Origin of the sequence: Okeania sp. SIO2F5 (assembly GCF_010692685.1) — a bacterium.
In the GTDB taxonomy this organism is placed as follows: Bacteria; Cyanobacteriota; Cyanobacteriia; order Cyanobacteriales; family Microcoleaceae; genus Okeania; species Okeania hirsuta.
In genome coordinates, this window is sequence record NZ_JAAHGU010000013.1 from 97651 (window position 1) to 116710 (window position 19060).

Below are 19060 nucleotides of genomic sequence, written 5' to 3' on the forward strand. Positions count from 1 at the left end.
TAACTTCCGTGTAGTGGCACTAGCACTAGCAGCAGAACAAAAAGTAATGGTATCTTGAAATATTGCCAATTTTGCCTAACATCAGGAGAAAAATTCAATGAAATTATATGCAGTAATAGAAGTAGAAGTTCCTCAGTATTCTGGAGAAGTAGTTGTCAAGTTAAATGCTGTAATTACAGACAGAATATCCCTAGTGCAGGATGGGGAAAATAACTGACCAGTTACAAAATTCTCAAACAATTACAAATCAAAAATGATTGACTTTTAAATGTATGACTTTTAACTTCTGCTTTCTTTCGGTAGGAAATGCAGAAGTAAACATAACTTTTAATTCTCTTTGGAGACTAATTCGGACTTCGGTGCGATAATAACTCATAGCTGATAGCTGATAGCTGATAGCTGTTTGCTTACAACTTTGCTTAATATCAGGAGAAAAATTAGATGAAATCAACAGTTTTTATTATTACAGGAATGCACCGTTCGGGAACCTCATTAACAGCTTCTTTATTTCAGAGTGTAGGGGTAAATATTGGAGAGAAATTAGTGAGGCCGGAATATGGAAATATTAGGGGGCATTTTGAAGATATCGAATTTGTGGAACTGCAAAAAGGAATATTAGGTTCCCAAGGTTTGGATGATTTAGGAAGTAATGTTGAAATTACAGAAATTCCCGTCAAGAAACAATATTTAAAGGCGGCTAAACGATTAATTAAAAACCGTGGAGAAGCTCAAGATAATTTAGGAAAAATCTGGGGATGGAAAGACCCAAGAACAACATTATTTTTAAACTTTTGGTTAAACTTATTGCCAGATGCTAAGTTTATTTTTGTCTATCGTTCGCCGTGGGAAGTAGTAGATTCACTTTATCGACGAGCTACGGATGAAAATTTATTGGAACAGCCAGAAATAGCTGTGAAAATGTGGCTGAATTCTAATCAAAGAATCTTAGATTTTTATCAAAGTTTTTCTCAGCAATGTTTAATAGCAAAGGTTGATAGTATTGGCAAAAATCCTGAAGGTTTTATTCAAGCAGTTAATGATAAGTTTGAAATAGACTTACCAACACCTACCCCAGGAAATTTTGAAGAATCTTTGTTAGTAAAGGATATTATTAAAACCAGTAGACCTAACCTAATAGAAAAATATTTCCCAGAAACATTAGAGATTTATCAACAACTAGAAAAAATAGGTTTAGGTGGCGAGTCAGGAGCAGAATTAATCACAAATATCCAGAACAATCGCCAATTATGGGAATTTCAAGATTGGTCGAATATTCGAGGTTTAGAAAAACAAATTAATCTGTTAGAAACAGACTTGAAAAAATGGCAAGAAATTTTCCAAGAAGCACAGCATAAAGTACATAATCTAGAAAAAGAACTGGGTGTAACTCAGCAACAACTGGATAGCAGAGAAGTTACACTCCAAGAGTCTGTTAAAAAATTAGAAGTACTAGAAAGAGAACTAGGTGAAACCCAAACTAAACTTGACGGTAAAGAAAGAAAATTCCAAGAACATCAAACCAAAATTTCCACATTAGAAATCAAACTAGGGCAAGCTCAGGCGCAATTTGAAAGTACAAAAATTAAACTAGATGAGTCTCAAAAGAAAATCATTGGATTAGAAATAGATTTAGGTCAAGCTCAAGCAAAACTTCATAATTCAGCGACAAGATTTCAAGAAGCTTTAGCCAAAATATTAGGTCTAGAAACAGAACTAGGTAAAGCTCAAGTTCAACTGGATGGTACTCTGGTAAAACTAACTGAATCTCAGAAAAAATTATTAGGGGTAGAAACAGAGTTAGGGCAAACCCAAGTTCAACTTGAAAGAAATAAAATTAGGTTACAAGAGTCTCAGGATAAAATTCAACTTTTAGAAACAGAATTTGGTCAAACTCAACAACAACTTAACGGTAATATCGCTAAGTTACAAGAGTCTCAAAGTAAAATTCAACTGTTAGAAACGGAATTAGGAAAAACAGAAGGAATATTAAATGGTACTCAAGTAAAATTAGTCCAATCTCAGGACAAAATTCAACTGTTAGAAACAGAATTAGGAAAAACAGAAGGAATATTAAATGGTACTCAAGTAAAATTAGTCCAATCTCAGGATAAAATTCAACTGTTAGAAACAGAATTAGGAAAAACAGAAGGAATATTAAATGGTACTCAAGTAAAATTAGTCCAATCTCAGGATAAAATTCAACTTTTAGAAACAGAATTAGGGCAAACTCAAACTCAACTAGAGCAAATTCAAGCTGAATTAAACGTCCAACATCTAGAAACTGAAACACTTAGGGTGGAAATGTCTGCCATGAAATCTTCCAAGTTTTGGAAACTGCGGGAAAAGTGGTTTGGTCTGAAAGGGAAATTAAGCAAGCTATCACAGCACTTATTTTTCTCCATCGACTCCCCTACTAACTGGAAAATTTCTAACTCCCAGATACAAATAGTAGGTTGGTGTTTCCATAGCGGTAGTCTTAACATCCAAACTATTCGTGCCAAAGTGGGAGGCGAAATTTTTCCTGGTAACTATGGTATCTCGCGACCAGATGTTGCCCAACAATATCCAGACATTCCTACTGCGGAAAACTCCGGTTTCCAAGTATATATACAACTCTCCCCAGGAAATTATCAATTAATTCTCGAAGCACAGGATAAAAAAGGAAAGTGGCATAAATTTGCCTCCTATCCAATATCAGTATCTACAGTCGAAGCAAATTTTGATGCACCTACAGACTGGCAACAAGGGGAGGGGGTAATTTTATTTGCGGGTTGGTGTTGCCATCCAGAACAGAAAATTACAAAATTAGTTCTCAAATGTGGGGATATTTCCGTAGACTGCGCTTATGGTTTGCGTCGAAAAGATGTGGGAGAAGTTTTCCCTAACTTATTCGGAAGTTCAGATAGTGGGTTTGAAGCAACGGTCGAACTTCCACCCGGAAAATGGCAAGTTAGTTTAGAAGCACATTTGGAAAATGGGGAAATAGTCGGTTTCCCTTGCTCAGAAATTTTAAAACTAAGACGTTATAGTTTCTGGGAAAAAGCTAAGGATAAATTTCAGCAGTTATCCAAATTTGCCAAAGCGATTCGGAAACGGACTGCGGAAAGGAAACAAAGGTTAGGTCGCATCATCCCCCTACCTTCAGAATTACCTGGTATTGCCAGACAAATATTACAGATATATCGACAGGAACAATGGCAAGAGGGGGAATTATTACCGCCTCCTGGATTTGTAGTGCCAGAAACTATAGATATTTATGACGCTTGGTTGGCTGTAAATAACTGGGGCGATCGCTCGGTTCAATATTTAATTTCTCGGTTAGAGAGTTGTCAGACAGTTTTGCCTAAAATTTCTGTGGTTATGCCAGTTTATAATCCACCTGTGGAATTTTTAGACAAAGCAATCGCCAGTGTACTAAACCAAGTGTACCAAAATTGGGAATTTTGTATAGCGGATGATTGTAGTAGTAATCCAGATATTCGGGAATTTTTGACAGAAATGGCTGAGAAAGACTGTCGGATTAAGTTAATATTCCGTTCTGAAAATGGAAATATTAGTGCTGCGACGAATTCTGCTGCTGAACTTGCTACGGGAGATTTTATTCTCTTTTTAGATAATGATGATGAACTTACCCCGGATGCTTTGGGAGAGGTGGCTTTATATTTAAGTCAAAATCCAGAGACAGATTTTCTCTATTCGGACGATGACAAAATTAATGTGGAAGGCAAAAGATTCGACCCTCAATTTAAACCGGAATATTCTCCAGAGCTGTTACTTTCCTATATGTATATGGGTCATTTGTGTGTAGTTAGAAAAGAAATTTTTGACAGAGTTGGAGGTTTAAGAATTGGTTTTGAAGGGTCTCAAGATTATGATTTTGCTTTAAGAGCAACAGAAATTTCTCGCGAAGTTGGGCATTTACCTTTGGTGTTATATCATTGGCGAACTTCTCCTGGTTCGACTGCTATTTCTGGTGGGGAAAAACCGAAAAGTTTTCTAGCAGGTGAAAGAGCGGTTCAAGAAAGTTTAAAACGTCGTGGTGTGAAGGGAGATATTTATCAACCAGATTGGGCAGTGCGAGAAAATTTGGGAATTTTTAAAGCTACTTTTCCGGACGAAGGTAAGTCGGTAAGTATTATTATTCCGACTAAAAATCAAGTCAAGTTATTGAAGAGTTGTATTGAGTCTTTGAGAAAGACTACTTATGAGAATTATCAAATATTTGTGATTGATAATGAGAGTGATGAACCTGAAATTTTAGAATATTTTGCAAATCTAAAAAGTTCATTTTCTAGGTCGGCAAATATATCAGTTATTTCTATTCCTAACAGTGGGGGTAAGTTTAATTTTGCTGCAATTAATAATCGTGCTGTAGAACAGGTTGATAGTGAATATATTCTATTTTTAAATAATGACACGGAGGTTATTTCTCCTAACTGGTTAAGTCAAATGATTGGTTATGCACAATTTCCTGGTGTTGGTGCAGTGGGTGCCAAATTAATATATCCCGATAAAAGGATTCAACACGCAGGAGTAATTCATGGTTTACATCATGGTTTAGCAGGTCATGCTTTTAAATTATTACATAGTGAAAATAGGGGTTATCTTTCTCAAGCTTTTGTGTCAAGAAATTATTCGGCAGTAACTGCTGCTTGTATGTTAACTTCCCGGCAATTATTTTTAGATTTGGGTGGTTTTGATGAGTCAAATTTTGCCGTTGCTTATAATGATGCTGACTATGGTTATCGACTTTTAGAAAGAGGTTATCGTTCAGTTTATTGTCCAGATGCTGAGTTAATTCATAAGGAAGGAACGAGTCGCGGTTATTCTGATAATCCCCAAGAAGAAGCAAATTATCGTCAGAAATATTCTCAGATGGTTGATAGATTTTATAGTCCTCATTTTTCTCTAGAAAGTGAATTATTTGAAATTCAACCAAGACGATATTTTATTGGGAAGGAAGAAGGAAGAAGCAAGAAGGAAGAAGGAATTAAAAAGTCAAAAGTCAAAAGTCAAAAATTAGGAGTTAGGAATCAGGAATCAGGAGTCAGGAGTCAGGAGTCAGAATTTCATAATTATCCTAATGAATCAGAATTAAATTTTATAGGGAAGAAAGAAGGAAGAAGCAAGAAGGAAGAAGTTGATGAGTCTCAGAAAAAATCAGATATAAATATTCTCGAAAATGTTGATAACTCTCTATATAAACCAGAAATAAATAATCCGGCAAAAGTGGGAAATTCTCTAAATCAACCACCAATAAATAGTCAGGCAAAAGTTAATGAGTCTCAGCCAGAATCACAAATAAATAATCCGACAAAAGTGGGAAATTCTCTAAATCAACCAGAAATAAATAATTTGTCAGTAGAGGCAAATTCTCCAAATCAACCAGAAATAAACGAACTGGTTAATTATAGTGAGGAAAACTTACTCGCTAAGATGAAAGACATTTTTCCCAGAATTAAATTATTGATGTGTAGTAATTCCTTAGACCTGACTGGTGCGCCACTTCATCAATTAGAAATTGCCCTAAAATTGGCAAATGATGGAATTGTTGAACCAATAATTTTTTCTGTCAATGATGGAGAGTTGAGAGAAATTTATCAACAGCATAATATTCAGGTTGTTGTTCTAGATAATCCACTAGAACATATTTATCAAAGAGATATTTATGATGAAGCTTTAGCTAGTTTTGCCAAACAAATAAAAGCACTAAATATTGATGTTATGTATATCAATACTTTAGAAAACTTTTTCATGGTAGATGTCGCTCAGATGTTAAATATTCCCAGTGTCTGGAATGTACATGAAAGTGAGCCTTGGCAAACTTATTTTAATCGGTTTGGCACAGAGATAGCTGCTAGAGCATTAGAATGTTTCCGCTATCCTTATCGAATAATTTTTGTGGCAGATGCTACTCGAAATAGATACTTACCTTTGAATAGTCATCACAACTTTACCGTCGTACATAATGGCTTAGATTTACAATTATTAAAATCAGCAGCTCAGAAATGGTCAAAACAATCGGCAAGGTCAACTTTAGAAGTCAAAAATGATGAAATTGTCATTCTATTATTAGGTACTGTTTGCGATAGGAAAGGTCAACACGATTTAGTAAAAGCCTTATCATTTATTCCTGAAGCAGAAAGTCAAAAAATCAAATGTTTTCTAGTAGGCGATCGCCCAAATCTTTACAGTTTAAAATTACACGAACTTTTGACTGAATTACCAGAAGAAATTCAACAGCGAGTAGAAATAGTCAAAGAAACTCCAGAAACAGCCAAATATTATCAAGCAGCAGATATATTTGTTTGTACTTCTCGGGTCGAGAGTTTCCCAAGAGTCATATTAGAAGCAATGGCTTATGATTTACCCATAGTTACTACTCCAGTTTTTGGCATAGTTGAACAAGTAAAACCAAATATTAATGGTTTATTCTATACTCCCGATAACCCAGAAGAATTAGCAAATGTTTTGACATCTTTATTGATAGATGAAGCATTGCGTCATCGACTCGCAGATAATTCTAAATATGTACTGGAGTCATTAAATACTTTTGCTGAAATGACAGAAACTTATGGTCAAATATTCAGAGAAGCATACTTTTATTTAGATAAATTAGCACACAGGGATTATGGCACAGATGTACGGATTAATTAGTGAGTTTAATGTTACTAATAATTTCCAAATTAGAGTTATATGAGAAGCAATAGCCGATAATTTATCCATAGTTACTACTCCATTATTTAGCATTGTGGAACAAGTAAAACCAAATATTAATGGTTTATTCTATACTCCCGATAACCCAGAAGAATTAGCAAATGTTTTGACATCTTTGTTGACAGATGAAGCATTACGTCATCGACTCGCAGATAATTCTAAATATGTATTGGAGTCATTAAATACCTTTGCATAAATGACAGAAACTTATGGTCAAATATTCAGAGAAGCATACTTTTCTTTAGACAAATTAGCACACAGGAATTATGGCACAGATGTACGGATTAATTAGTGAGTTTAATGTTACTAATAATTTCCAATTTTGTGTTACTCTTGACTTTGGTTATGGAGTCATTAAACACTTTTTTAGACTCTTATTTTTCTAGAAAAATAAGGGTATTAAAGCTTAATTTTACCCCCCTACTCCCCTACTCCCCTACTCCCCTACTCCCTTACTCCCTTACTCCCCTACTCCCCTACTCCCTCAAGAGGTCAAACCAATGATTTTTATTAATCCCAAAACAGATTTTGCCTTCAAGAAAATATTTGGTTCCGAACAAAGTAAAGACATTTTAATTAGTTTCCTAAACAGCATCCTCTATGACAGTAATCCTACTATCAAAGACCTACAAATCCTCAACCCCTATCTCGTACCTAAAATTCGAGGTTTAAAAGATACTTATTTAGATGTTAAAGCCAAAATTACTGGTGAAAAAACTGTAATTATTTAAATGCAAGTTTTAAACTTAGAAGGATTTGAAAAGCAGATTTTATATAATGCAGCTAAAACTTATTCTACTCAGTTAAATTCAGGAGAAGATTACACTTTGCTAAATCCTGTTATTGGCTTGACTATTACAGATTTTGAAATGTTCTCTGGGTTAGATAAAACAATTTCTCACTTTCTGCTCAAAGAAAAAGATTACTTAATAGACTATCCTGTTTATGATATTGAATTAGTCTTTGTGGAATTGCCCAAATTTACTAAATAAATCTCATAATTAACAACAATTACTGATAAATGGCTGTATTTTCTCAAAAGTGCGAATAGTTTAGATTCTGTGCCAGAAAAAATGAGGGAAGTTCCAGAAATTCATAAAGCATTTGAAGTTGCTAATCAAGCTGGTTTGACTAGAGAATAATTTGAAAATTTAGAGGCACGGGAAACTTATATCGCCGAAAAAAAAAATGCTATAAAAAGAGCCATAAAACAAGGAATTGAGCAAGGTAATCGAGAAGCTAAAATCGAAATTGCCAAACGATTACTAGAATTTTTAGATGCAAAAAGTGTTAGTCAAAATACAGGTTTAAGTTTAGAAGAAGTTCAAAACTTGAGAAACCAATGATAGAGAAAACAAAGCATTCTAAAATTAATAATTAACAATTACCTTTCCTTGAAAAGAAGAAAATTGACTAAAAGAAAAATTTTTTATTTTCTCTTGATCGATTGGATATGGGGGGGATATCTAGCCATCCCTTGACCGCTTTTCTACTTTAAAGGAGAGCCTTTAAATCTTTATTATTTGGTAATTTTTAAGTCAAAATTTGTAGTTAAAGTATGAAAAATTGGTCTTAAAACTGGCAAATTATGAAAATAAATAATGTTTAATCTAGATTTTCCTAAAAGCACAGAAATACATTACTTAACTAAATTTTATGGTTGGTACATTTCTGAAAATAATTTCAATATTCAACTAAGTATTTATCTAAATGGAAAACCTTATGCCTCCCTTTTACATGGTGGATATCGACCAGATGTAGCTGCTGCTTTTCCAGAAAAAAAATATGCTAGTCATAGTGGTTTTGGGGGAGAGCTTTTACTGCCAAAAAATATTAAACCAGAGACAGATATAAAAATAGAAATATTTGCCGATGGAAGAGAAAAAATATTATTATTTCAAAATCAATTTAAAATTATTGGAAATATCCCTAACCAACCTCAACGACAGAAAATTTTCAACCTACAAAAACTATTAATTTGCCCCCAATGTGGAAATATAGCTGCACCATGTAATAAAAAAAATTGCCCTATATGGATAAGAAGCAATACTCCTCATATTTTGCAACCAGGAGATTTACCATTTATTAAACTCACAGAAACAGAAACTACCCATCCTTACTCAGAAGGAATTTTAACAGTATTAAATAAAATTGGAGAAAATGGAATAGTTTTAGATTTTGGCGCAGGTAACACTCAAAAAGAATATCTAAAGCCAAATATTTGTTACTTAGATGTGCAGCAATATCAATATACAGATGTCGTCTGCTCAACATTAAAATTACCATTTTCAGATAACTGCTTTGATGGCATAATTAGTCATGCAGTTTTTGAACATTTACCTAATCCATTTTTTACCGCAAAAGAACTTTATCGCATCTTAAAACCAGGAGGTTTAATATTTATTGATACTGCATTTTTACAACCACTTCACGCTGACCCCAGCCATTATTTTAATATGACAATTCATGGTTTACGGCAAATTTTGTCAGACTTTGAAGAAATCAATAGTGGTATTTTTCCCCATCATTATCCATCCTATAGTATGATGATGTTTATTCAAACTGTCTGGCCTTATATTCAACAACAAGAATGGCAAGAACGTTTAGAAGATTGGCACGCTTTTTTAGTACAAGAAGGTGATAATTTAGATATTGTATTAGGAGAAAAGGGTAGAGAAATTTTAGCAGCAGGAGTATTTTTTGAGGGTAAAAAAACCACAGAAAGCTGAATAAAGTCTTTTTGCTGAGGTAGGAGACAGGAGACAGGAGAAAACCCACCCCTAACCCCTCCCAGGAGGGGGAGACGGAGAAATGGGTCGGGAGCGAGGAGGTAGGAGTAAGAATTGTAAGAATGATTTTTCTGCCCAACTATACGCCTAAAATACTAGCTTTTTGAGCGTTTTCAACTGAAACAGAGGCACTGCAATTCGAGCCTAAAAATACTCAAACCTTTATATATAAATACTTTTATATTTGATCGGTAAGCCCTATTTAATTATTAATTATTTGGTAATGGATAGCCTTTTAAGGAGATAAAAAAAGAGAATATTTCAGATTTCAAGCCTCCTTATTGTAGAGGTACTGATAACTGATAACTGATAACTGAAATAACCTCACGCTTCTTGGGAATTGCTATATGAGGATTTGATTGTTATTAAAATGCATAATATCAATATTCCCTGCTATATAATATTTCACAATTAAAAGAAAATTTTTATATGTCAGAAAAGAGTTTCAATCATCAGCATCAGAATCAAGCCCAAAAATATTGGCAAACAAATCCAAAAGCAGCTTTAGTAAATAGTAATCAGTGGGTATCTAATTTGATTATTGAAAAAGCTATTAATAAAAGAATATCTGGTGGCGAAACAGAAAAATATTGGCTAGCTTGGTTGATAGAAGATTTTTTTGCTGGCAGAAAATTTGATAGTTTATTGTCTATTGGTTGTGGCGTTGGTAATCACGAAATACTAATGGCTAAGTTGGGTTTAGCTAAGAATATTGATGCCTTTGATTTTTCTGAATCAGCATTAGCAATTGCTAGAAGAGATGCAGAAAAAGCCGGAGTTAAAATTAATTTATACCAAGATAATTTTAATACTTTTACTCTTAACAAAAAATATGACCTAATAACGTGCTTTGGTTCTTTGCATCATGTGAAAGAATTAGAACACTGTTTGTCCACAATCAAAAATAGCTTAAAGCCTCAAGGTTATGTAATCTTAAATGAGTATATTGGTGATTGTTTCAATATTTATGAACAACAACAATTAGATATTATTAATCGTATATATAATTGCTTTGATGATAGTCTAAAATCTGTCAAAGTATCAAAATATAAAAGCCCAAGTATTGAAGAAGTATTTACACTAGACCCATCTGAAGCAGTACGTTCAAAATTGATATTGGCATTCATCAAATACTACTTTCATATAGAAGTTTTGAATCACTATGGTGGTGGATTAATTAACGAACTATATCAATTACTAGATAGTAATCAATTTGTTACTGAAGACCCCAAAGGAGAAACAATAATCAGATTATTACTGGAATTTGAGAAAATTTTAATGGAAATTCCAGGAGGTTTAAAAAGTGATTTTTGCTTATGTATTCTCCGACATAAAAAATTAAAAGAACAATCCAAAAAACCTAATTTTTTGATAATTGGAGCGCAGCAATGTGGTGTTAATTACTTACATAAGTATCTTTTTCAACATCCTAAAGTAGCAGCAGTTAAACAACCATCATTACATTTTTTCGATCTAAATTTTCATCAAGGAATAAACTGGTATCAAAATCAATTTGTAGTGGAAGAAGAAAGTGATTTAATTACAGGAGAATCAAGTTCTTACTATTTATTTCATCCTCTTGTTCCTCAAAGAGTTTACAATTTTTATCCTAATATAAAGTTGATTGTCATACTAAGAAATCCTATAGATAGAGCAATCAATCACTACTACCATGAAGTGAAATTAGGTTATGAATCTTTAAGTTTATCAGAAGCGATCGCTACAGAATCTAATCGTTTAAAAGGAGAAGTTGAGAAAATTATAGAAACAGAAACATATTACAGCTTTAACCATCAACACTACACATATTTATCTCGCGGTAAATACGTCGAGCAACTACAAAATTGGATGAAATTTTTCCCAAAAGAACAATTTTTAATTCTGCAAAGTGAAGATTTGTTTAATCATCCTCAAGAAACTATGAACAAAGTATTTAAGTTTCTCGATTTGAAGCCAGAATTAATAGATGATTATATCGATCATAATCAAGAAAAAAAACCTGACATTAACTCTAAAACATACCAGCAATTAACAGAATACTTTCAACCCTATAACCAAAAACTCAAGGAATATATTGGTATCAAATTCCACAAAAAAATCGACTATCCAATCAACTATCAAAAGCCACATTTTCTGATAATTGGCGCTCAGAAATGTGGTACTAATTCCTTATATAACTATTTAGTGCAACACCCTTTAGTTGCAGCATCCTTACAACATGAAATTCATTACTTTGACTTAAATTTTGATAAGGATTTAAAATGGTATCAATCGCAATTTCCCGAATTAGAGCCAGGAATAATTACAGGAGAATCAAGCCCTTACTATTTATTCCATCCTCTCGTACCCCAACGAATTTTTGATATATATCCTCAGATGAAATTAATTATATTGTTGAGAAACCCAGCAGAAAGAGCAATATCTCATTATTATCACGAAGTTAGATTAGGAACTGAAAAATTAACTTTGAAAGAAGCGATCGCTGCCGAACAAAATCGCCTAAAAGGAGAAGTTGAAAAAATAATTCAAACAGGAACATATTACAGTTTTAATCATCAACATTATACATATCTAGCAAGAGGCAAATATATTGAACAACTACAAAATTGGATGAATATTTTTCCCAAGGAACAATTTCTCATTCTCCTGAGTGAAGACTTATTTAACCACCCACTAGAAACCATGAACAAAGTATTTCAATTTCTAGAATTACCTACATACCACTCAGAAACATATTTTAGATATAATTCTGGTAATTACTCACAACCTAGAGATGAAATATACCAACAATTAGTAACATATTTTCAACCATATAATCAAAAATTAACTAAGTATTTAGGTATTGAACTAAACTGGCAACTTTAATCAAAAAATTGACAAAATATAGCGACATAACTATGACTATTGATTATGAAAATTCTTGGGAAGAATATGCAAAAAAATGGCATGAAGATTATCCCGAATTAACTCATATAGGTGACGAATGGATAGGTAAAGCAGCAGGGGCAGCCAACTCATTAGCAGAATATGAAAAATTAATAGAACAAAAATTTATAGCACCATATGTCAATGAAAAACATACAGTACTAGAAATAGGCATTGGTGGAGGACGTACAGCAGAATTGTTGCTCAAACATTGCCAAAAATTAATATGTGCTGATATCTCCAATTCTATGTTAAATGCTACTAAAAATCGACTCGGCGAAGCCAAAGTCAAATACCTAAAACTTGATGGAATAACATTAAATGAAATTGATTCAAAAACAGCAGATGTTTGTTTTTGTTACGACACAATGGTGCATTTAGAACCCAGAGATATTTTTAACTACCTAACCAAAATACCCGCCAAATTACGAGGAGAAAAAATTTGCATATTTCACCACACAAATACCCTCAGCGATCTAGGTTGGCAAAGATTTCTCAAAGATTGGGATAACAATCTTATGGGAAAACGAAACGGAACCGCTCACTCAGTAATGACTAATACAATAATGGAGAAATTTCTATCCCATCTAAAATACAAAATTATTCATCAAGATACTAATTCAGTTCCTAGAGATTGTGTATGGATATGCCAGGCACCAGACATTATTTAGGGTTTGCTGAAAAAGTCTTTTTAAGGAGTAGGGGAGTGGAGGAGTAGGGAAGTGGGGGAGTAGTTAGGAGGAACGGAGAATAGAATTTAATTAGGAGGTAGTCAAATATATTTGTCAGAGTTATTTTTCTGCAATTATTCTGCCTTTTATGCTAAAATTTTGAGGGTTTTGGACGTAATACCAGGCACTTTTTTACATCATAAAAAGACTAAAGCCAATATCAGTCAATTCTTTAAGATTTAATCAGCAAACCCTATTTAAACGTAAGCAAACAGCCGTCAGCTATTAACTATCAGCTATGAATTTTAGGCAAGGTAAAAGCAACCTTTGAAATTGAGAAAAAATAAAAAGTTACTGCCATACGTCCCCTGACTAAACCCTAGAAGTAATGAATAATTACTAATTGCTGATAGCTGACTGCTAATAGCTGTTTGCGCAGCAGTCCCCAGGAAATGCTTACATTCAAACATTAAAAAATAATCATTAATAATACAAATTTAGAACTTATGAAATATCTCTTCCTACACCCAAACTTTCCTGCCCAATATCGTCATATTATTACCGCTTTAGGAGCAAATCCTAATAATCAAGTTGTATTTGGCACAAAAAACGAACGCCCAGAGTGGAAAATACCAGGAGTTCACAAAGCATTATTCAAACCAAGTCGCGAACCACGTCCAGAAACCCATCACTACGTCCGTCCCCTAGAAAGTGCAGTAATTTATGGACAAGCCGTATTTAGAACCGCAGAACAACTCAAAGCACAGGGGTTTGTGCCAGATATAATTTGTGGCCACTCTGGCTGGGGACCCACCTTATTTGTCAAAGAAGCATTTCCGAACACCCCACTTCTTTGCTACTTTGAATGGTTCTATCATTCCCATGGTTCTGATGCTGACTTCGACCCCGCAGAACCCTTAACAGTAGATGATATGGCCAGAATAAGAGTAAAAAATGCTCCCATACTCATAGACTTGTACACCTGTGATTGGGGATTATCCCCCACATATTGGCAGCGGTCACAATTTCCCACAGAACTCCAAAACAAACTATCAGTACTCCACGATGGGGTAGATACTGATTATTTTAAACCCAATCCAGAGGCAAAATTAGTACTACCTAATTTAGACCTGTCCGGTGTTGATGAACTTGTAACTTATGTAGCGCGAGGCATGGAACCCTATCGGGGATTCCCAGAATTTATAGAAGCGATCGCCTATCTCCAAGAAAGGAGGCCCAACTGCCATGTAGTAGTAGTCGGTTCTGAAAGAGTTTGCTACGGTAAATCTTTACCCAATGGTAAAACTTACAAACAAGAAATGTTAGAAAAAATACCCTTGGACTTATCACGAGTTCACTTCGTTGGTTCATTGCCCTATGGTCTATACTTAAAAGTCATTCAAGCATCTGATGTTCATGTATACTTGACCAGACCCTTTGTTCTTTCATGGTCTATGATTGAGTCTCTATCCACAGGTTGTCTAATTGTAGGCTCAGATACACCTCCTGTGAGGGAAGTTATTGAGGATGGTAAAAATGGCCTATTAGTAGACTTCTTCTCCCCCAAACAAATAGCTGACCGCATTGATGAAGTGTTGAATCATCCAACTCGCATGGCAGAAATACGTGCCAAGGCCCGCAAAACAGTTTTAGAGCGATACGCTCTTTCCAACTTATTAGCAAAACATTTAGAACTAATTCATCAAGTTGCTAACCGCACCTTACAAATCAAAGATGTAGGTATAGAAAAAAAACAACCTCTAACCTCATCTAAACTCTAGATACCTTAAAAATCAACCATACTATATGGGAACCTAAAATCAACAATCCACGTCCTCCGGTAATGTTAACACTATAATCAATCATTAAAAATATGCTGCCTTAGTATAAATACTAGATTGTACTTAAAAGTCAATAATGGTAAACCCATAGGCACATAGTAGGCCAAATTTTGGCTGATAATTTTTGTAGTTAAAAGGCTAGACTTATTCCAGATAAACAGGTTAAACTACAGCCGAATATAAAATTACTGGTATTTGTTGGTAGTTGAGCCAAACAAAACAATTGTCCATATTTTAGATATAAACCATGTAGAGGAGTGAAACGGTATGGTAACGCTAACTGATGGAGATGATCGCTTCGATCAGGAGGATTCTGGTAATATAGCACCTGATACGATTAATGCTATTGGTGGAGACGACACGATCTTTACTTCGACCCTAGGTGGCAGTCTAGCTAGAGGTGGAGATGGAAACGATACACTGGTATCTAGGGGTCCTTCTGGTATTAACAACTCTGGTCAACCAGATACTCTCGAAGGTGGTGCAGGGAGTGACTCCCTGGAATTCCAAGCTGCTGCTGGTTTCGGATTTGGAGATGATGAAAATGATACCTTAGTAGCTGTTTCCCGTACTAGCCTTTATGGAGGTCAGGGAGATGACTTTCTCCGTGGCCTGATTGGAGATAACTGGTACTCTGCCAATCAAGGTAATGATATCCTACTTATCGGCACAAGAGATAGTCTTTATGGTGGCAGGGATAATGACACTATTAGTGTCTTTGCTCCGGAAGTAGTAGAGGCACTTGATTTTGACACCTTACCTACATTTACAGGTGACACAGGTCAAGGCCAAAACTTTATTTCTGCAAACCGACAAGAAGATTTAGTTGTTGCTTTTGGCGATCGCGATACTATCTACGGCGGTAGAGATAATGACACATTATATTCTTTGGGTAGCCAAGTCCGTTTAAGTGGAGATCGTGGCAATGATGTAATAGTTCAGCTAAATCAGGAATCTGTAGGTACCCCTGTTAATAGCACAGCTATAGCTTTAACTTCGATAGAAAGGTCTACTCTAATAGGTGGTGAAGGTAATGACTTTATTCAAGGTGCAGTAGGGCCATTTGGTGATGGTAGAAATTCCTTAGATGGCGGAGCTGGCAACGATACTATCAGGGGCCAAGCTTCAAGAGATACCTTGGTTGGTGGTGAAGGTGATGACTTAATTATCACTGGTTTGATCGAAGAAAATGAAGATAAATTTAGTACTAATGGTATAGCAGTTACTGTTCCCGGTTTTGCTGGTCAAAACAGATTAGATGGTGGTGCCGGTAATGATACTCTAGCATCAGGCTTTTTATCAGATACTATGATTGGTGGTCAGGGAAATGATTGTCTCAGTGGTATCTTTAGTCGTGTGGATGGGGGCGAGGGTGACGATACCATTGATGCTACAAGCATCAGTACCAATGCTTCGGGTGGTGGTAGTATTGAAGTTACTCTGATTGGTAGTTCAGGTAATGATATCCTTTTGGGTAGTACCAACGCTGGTGTGGCAAACTTCTTTGATGGTGGTACGGGTAATGACTTTATTCAGTTTGGTGGAACAAGCGATCAGTTAATTGGGAATACACAAGGTAACGATACAGTAATAGCATTTCAGGGTGGAGGTACAGCACCATTCTTCATAGAAGATACTCAAGGTAGTAACACTTTAAGTGGTGGTGATGGAGGAGATACCTTAATTACTGGAGCAGGTGATGATTCCATTGTGGGTGGTACTGCAGATGACTCATTAGGAGATAGTATTAGCGCTGGTGCAGGGGATGATGTTATATTTGGCCGTGGAGGAACTGATACCATTCTTGCTGGTGCTGGTGATGACTATATTGCAGCTGGCCTTAATGGTACAGGGGACTCCTTAATTGGTGGTCAAGGTAACGATAGCTTTGCTTATTTTGCCGTTGAGGAGGGTGTCACTGAAAATAGTGTGATCGTAGACTTCGATCCTTCTGATGACCGGATACTTCTAGACTTGAATGGATTTAATTTGGAAAATTCCAGCAAAAACTCAATTATTGGCATTAATGATTTTGCTGGTGTTGGTCCAGGTGATAACTATGAAGATAGCTTTGCTCGAACTAGCGGTCCTACTATTATCTATGAACGAAACCCAAAAACAGATCCAAATGACACATCAGATGACCCAGAACTAGCTGGTTCAGGTCTGTTAAAGTACGATCCTAACGGTAATCTGGAAAATGATGATAGTAATCCTATTATTACCATTGCTCGCCTCAATGGTACTCCTAACCTACTTCAATCTGACATCTTTATTATCTAATATAATCTATTAGCATTAAGCAAAATTATGAGGTTGTGATTGATTTTTAATCACTCCTCATTTTTTTCTGGATTAGTTTCTGTTTTGACTTGTTTTTCTACTTTATTTGTACCTTCACTCTGAGTTTTTTCCTTAGCTGGAGCTTGTTCTTGAATCAATGTTATTTGATTATCAATTAAACTCAAAAATGTAGTGCCAAAATGCTGAATTTCTAGAAAACTTGCATCAGCAGCAGCAGGTTTATAAATTTTAAAAGTCCGCATAATTCCTAAAGTAGCAGCACTTTCTAACGGACCAATAAAGCTGGTATCTCGGTCTAAAAAATAAGGTTTACTAGCCCATTTTTTCATCTGTTCGGCATTCAAAAAATAACAACCAGAGTGGGGGTTAAGAGTTCTATGAAAGGCAATTACCTTTTCCATGATTTTTCCCTTAAGCTGATATTGCTCTCGAATATTTTGAAATTTAGCTGTTATTTCTGGTTTTAAATCTCCATCTATATAAGCTTTGGGAACAGCTCCTAAAGGAGAAATTTCATAACGATTTGGTTGAAGTAAATTACCATTTCCTGTGTGGTGATTAAACCAATTTAACTTCACAAATAACCATGGATCATGTAGTATTAAATCATCTTCTAAGTAACAATAATAATCGTATTTCCCAAGACATGATTTCATTACTTCCTGACATTCAAAACCTAGTAACATAGGTTCTACGTTAGTGCTGTGGTGCATCAGAAAATTTGAGGGCAAAGGAATTTGAGATAATAAATGAAGACCTTTAGTGGTACAAACAATAATATCAATATCATGGCCATGATTTTGATTGGCTGGAATTGCTTGATGTCTACTAATATCAATTATGTACTGAGATTTAGCATATAAGGCACGCAATGCAGTTAAACAGGTAGTTAATGCTATGCGTCGTGTTTGCGGGTCTTTGCGTAAAGAACCATGTTTTCCGCTACCTTCAGGGTTAAAGAAATGAGCAATTGTAAATAATATTCGCATTTTTGGAAGAGGGAATAGGGAACAGGGAATAGGGAATAGGGAGTAGGGGAGTAAGGAGTAGAAAAATATACTAATACTAACTTTTCTGGCAGCTCAACTGCTTATTCAAAAATCATACGTCAATTTTGATCTGTTAAATAGTTCTGGAACACTATGTTTTTAATAATTTAATTTTTTTAGAAAATAAACATAGACTAATAAAGTATACTATTTTTTTTTGATAACTAAATAGGGCTTGCTGATTAAATCTAAAAGTCTTTATAAATAAAGGTAAGTGCCTTTTTAAGTATCAAAAAGTGCGAGTTTTTAAGCGGTAATGGTTCAAAAATGAGCGGATTTTGGTCAAGATTTGGGCAGAACAATCTTGGGACAAAACTTAGCTCCTACCTCCTCGCTCATTCCCATTTCTACTGTCTCCTGTCTCCTGTATCCTAACCCTACTAAAAGACTTTTTCAGCAAACCCTAAATAGTTCTGAAACACTATGTTTTTAATAATTTAATTTTTTTAGAAAACAAACATAGACTAATAAAGTATACTATTTTTTTTTATAACTAAATAATTCAGACGATTACACCTGTAAAAATTGCTGTATTTAATTTTGTAGAACCCTTATGGTATCTTTGACGCGGTATGTGTTTTTGGCATGGGAGTCAAAAGTCAGAAGTCAGGAAATTCAGAAATAGAATAGGGGAAAAAGGTAGAAAAATGCTCCCTACTCCCTTATACCAATTTGATAAATATTTGCTACAAAGAGTTAGGCTATTTCTTAGGAGTCAACCCACCCCTAACCCCTCCCAGGAGGGGAAGGACCGAGTCAGGAGA

General features: G+C 34.9%; 9 protein-coding genes and 1 pseudogene. 8 read left to right on the forward strand and 2 right to left on the reverse strand.

The features are described 5' to 3' along the window. Positions 1-247: 247 nt before the first annotated feature. Positions 248-451 (reverse strand): hypothetical protein, encoded by a 204-nt coding sequence (locus F6K27_RS08040; RefSeq protein ID WP_287274977.1) that lies wholly within the window; start codon positions 449-451, stop codon positions 248-250. On the opposite strand from F6K27_RS08040, the gene F6K27_RS08045 reads away from it, so the two are divergent. The 8 genes and pseudogenes from F6K27_RS08045 (at position 442) to F6K27_RS08080 (ending at position 17226) form a co-directional block, all read left to right on the forward strand. Beyond that, positions 442-6657 carry a glycosyltransferase gene (locus F6K27_RS08045; protein WP_287274979.1) on the forward strand — a complete coding sequence of 2072 codons (6216 nt, stop codon included), beginning with the start codon at positions 442-444 and terminating at the stop codon, positions 6655-6657. The genes F6K27_RS08040 and F6K27_RS08045 overlap by 10 nt on opposite strands. Before the next feature lie 49 nt (positions 6658-6706). Then, positions 6707-6913, forward strand: a complete 207-nt coding sequence (locus F6K27_RS08050) for a glycosyltransferase (protein ID WP_287275066.1) — start codon at positions 6707-6709, stop codon at positions 6911-6913. 304 nt (positions 6914-7217) lie between these two features. Beyond that, positions 7218-7709, forward strand: a pseudogene (locus F6K27_RS33585) (Rpn family recombination-promoting nuclease/putative transposase). 609 nt (positions 7710-8318) lie between these two features. Then, positions 8319-9446, forward strand: a complete 1128-nt coding sequence (locus F6K27_RS08060; RefSeq protein ID WP_287274981.1) for a class I SAM-dependent methyltransferase — start codon at positions 8319-8321, stop codon at positions 9444-9446. A 489-nt stretch (positions 9447-9935) separates the two neighbouring features. Continuing rightward, on the forward strand, positions 9936-12371 hold the full coding sequence (locus F6K27_RS08065; RefSeq protein ID WP_287274983.1) for a sulfotransferase domain-containing protein: 2436 nt from the start codon (positions 9936-9938) through the stop codon (positions 12369-12371). A 32-nt stretch (positions 12372-12403) separates the two neighbouring features. Beyond that, positions 12404-13102 (forward strand): bifunctional 2-polyprenyl-6-hydroxyphenol methylase/3-demethylubiquinol 3-O-methyltransferase UbiG, encoded by a 699-nt coding sequence (locus F6K27_RS08070; RefSeq protein WP_287274985.1) that lies wholly within the window; start codon positions 12404-12406, stop codon positions 13100-13102. Positions 13103-13608: 506 nt separating this feature from the next. Then, a complete protein-coding gene (locus F6K27_RS08075) occupies positions 13609-14883 on the forward strand; it encodes a glycosyltransferase family 4 protein (protein WP_287274986.1) in 1275 nt (424 codons plus the stop codon). Between the two features lie 327 nt (positions 14884-15210). Then, positions 15211-17226 (forward strand): calcium-binding protein, encoded by a 2016-nt coding sequence (locus tag F6K27_RS08080; RefSeq protein ID WP_287274987.1) that lies wholly within the window; start codon positions 15211-15213, stop codon positions 17224-17226. A gap of 50 nt (positions 17227-17276) precedes the next feature. Here F6K27_RS08080 and F6K27_RS08085 read toward each other — a convergent pair whose 3' ends face one another. Then, entirely contained in the window at positions 17277-18236 is a 960-nt protein-coding gene (locus F6K27_RS08085; protein WP_287274988.1) for a calcium-binding protein, read from the reverse strand. Between the last annotated feature and the right edge of the window lie 824 nt (positions 18237-19060).

Bases quoted from the DNA above. Each gene is read 5' to 3' on its own strand.
- F6K27_RS08070 (WP_287274985.1), top strand. From the start codon at position 12,404: ATGACTATTGATTATGAAAATTCTTGGGAAGAATATGCAAAAAAATGG.
- F6K27_RS08080 (WP_287274987.1), top strand. From the start codon at position 15,211: ATGGTAACGCTAACTGATGGAGATGATCGCTTCGATCAGGAGGATTCT.
- F6K27_RS08060 (WP_287274981.1), top strand. From the start codon at position 8,319: ATGTTTAATCTAGATTTTCCTAAAAGCACAGAAATACATTACTTAACT.
- F6K27_RS08075 (WP_287274986.1), top strand. From the start codon at position 13,609: ATGAAATATCTCTTCCTACACCCAAACTTTCCTGCCCAATATCGTCAT.
- F6K27_RS08045 (WP_287274979.1), top strand. From the start codon at position 442: ATGAAATCAACAGTTTTTATTATTACAGGAATGCACCGTTCGGGAACC.
- F6K27_RS08085 (WP_287274988.1), bottom strand. From the start codon at position 18,236: ATGCGAATATTATTTACAATTGCTCATTTCTTTAACCCTGAAGGTAGC.
- F6K27_RS08065 (WP_287274983.1), top strand. From the start codon at position 9,936: ATGTCAGAAAAGAGTTTCAATCATCAGCATCAGAATCAAGCCCAAAAA.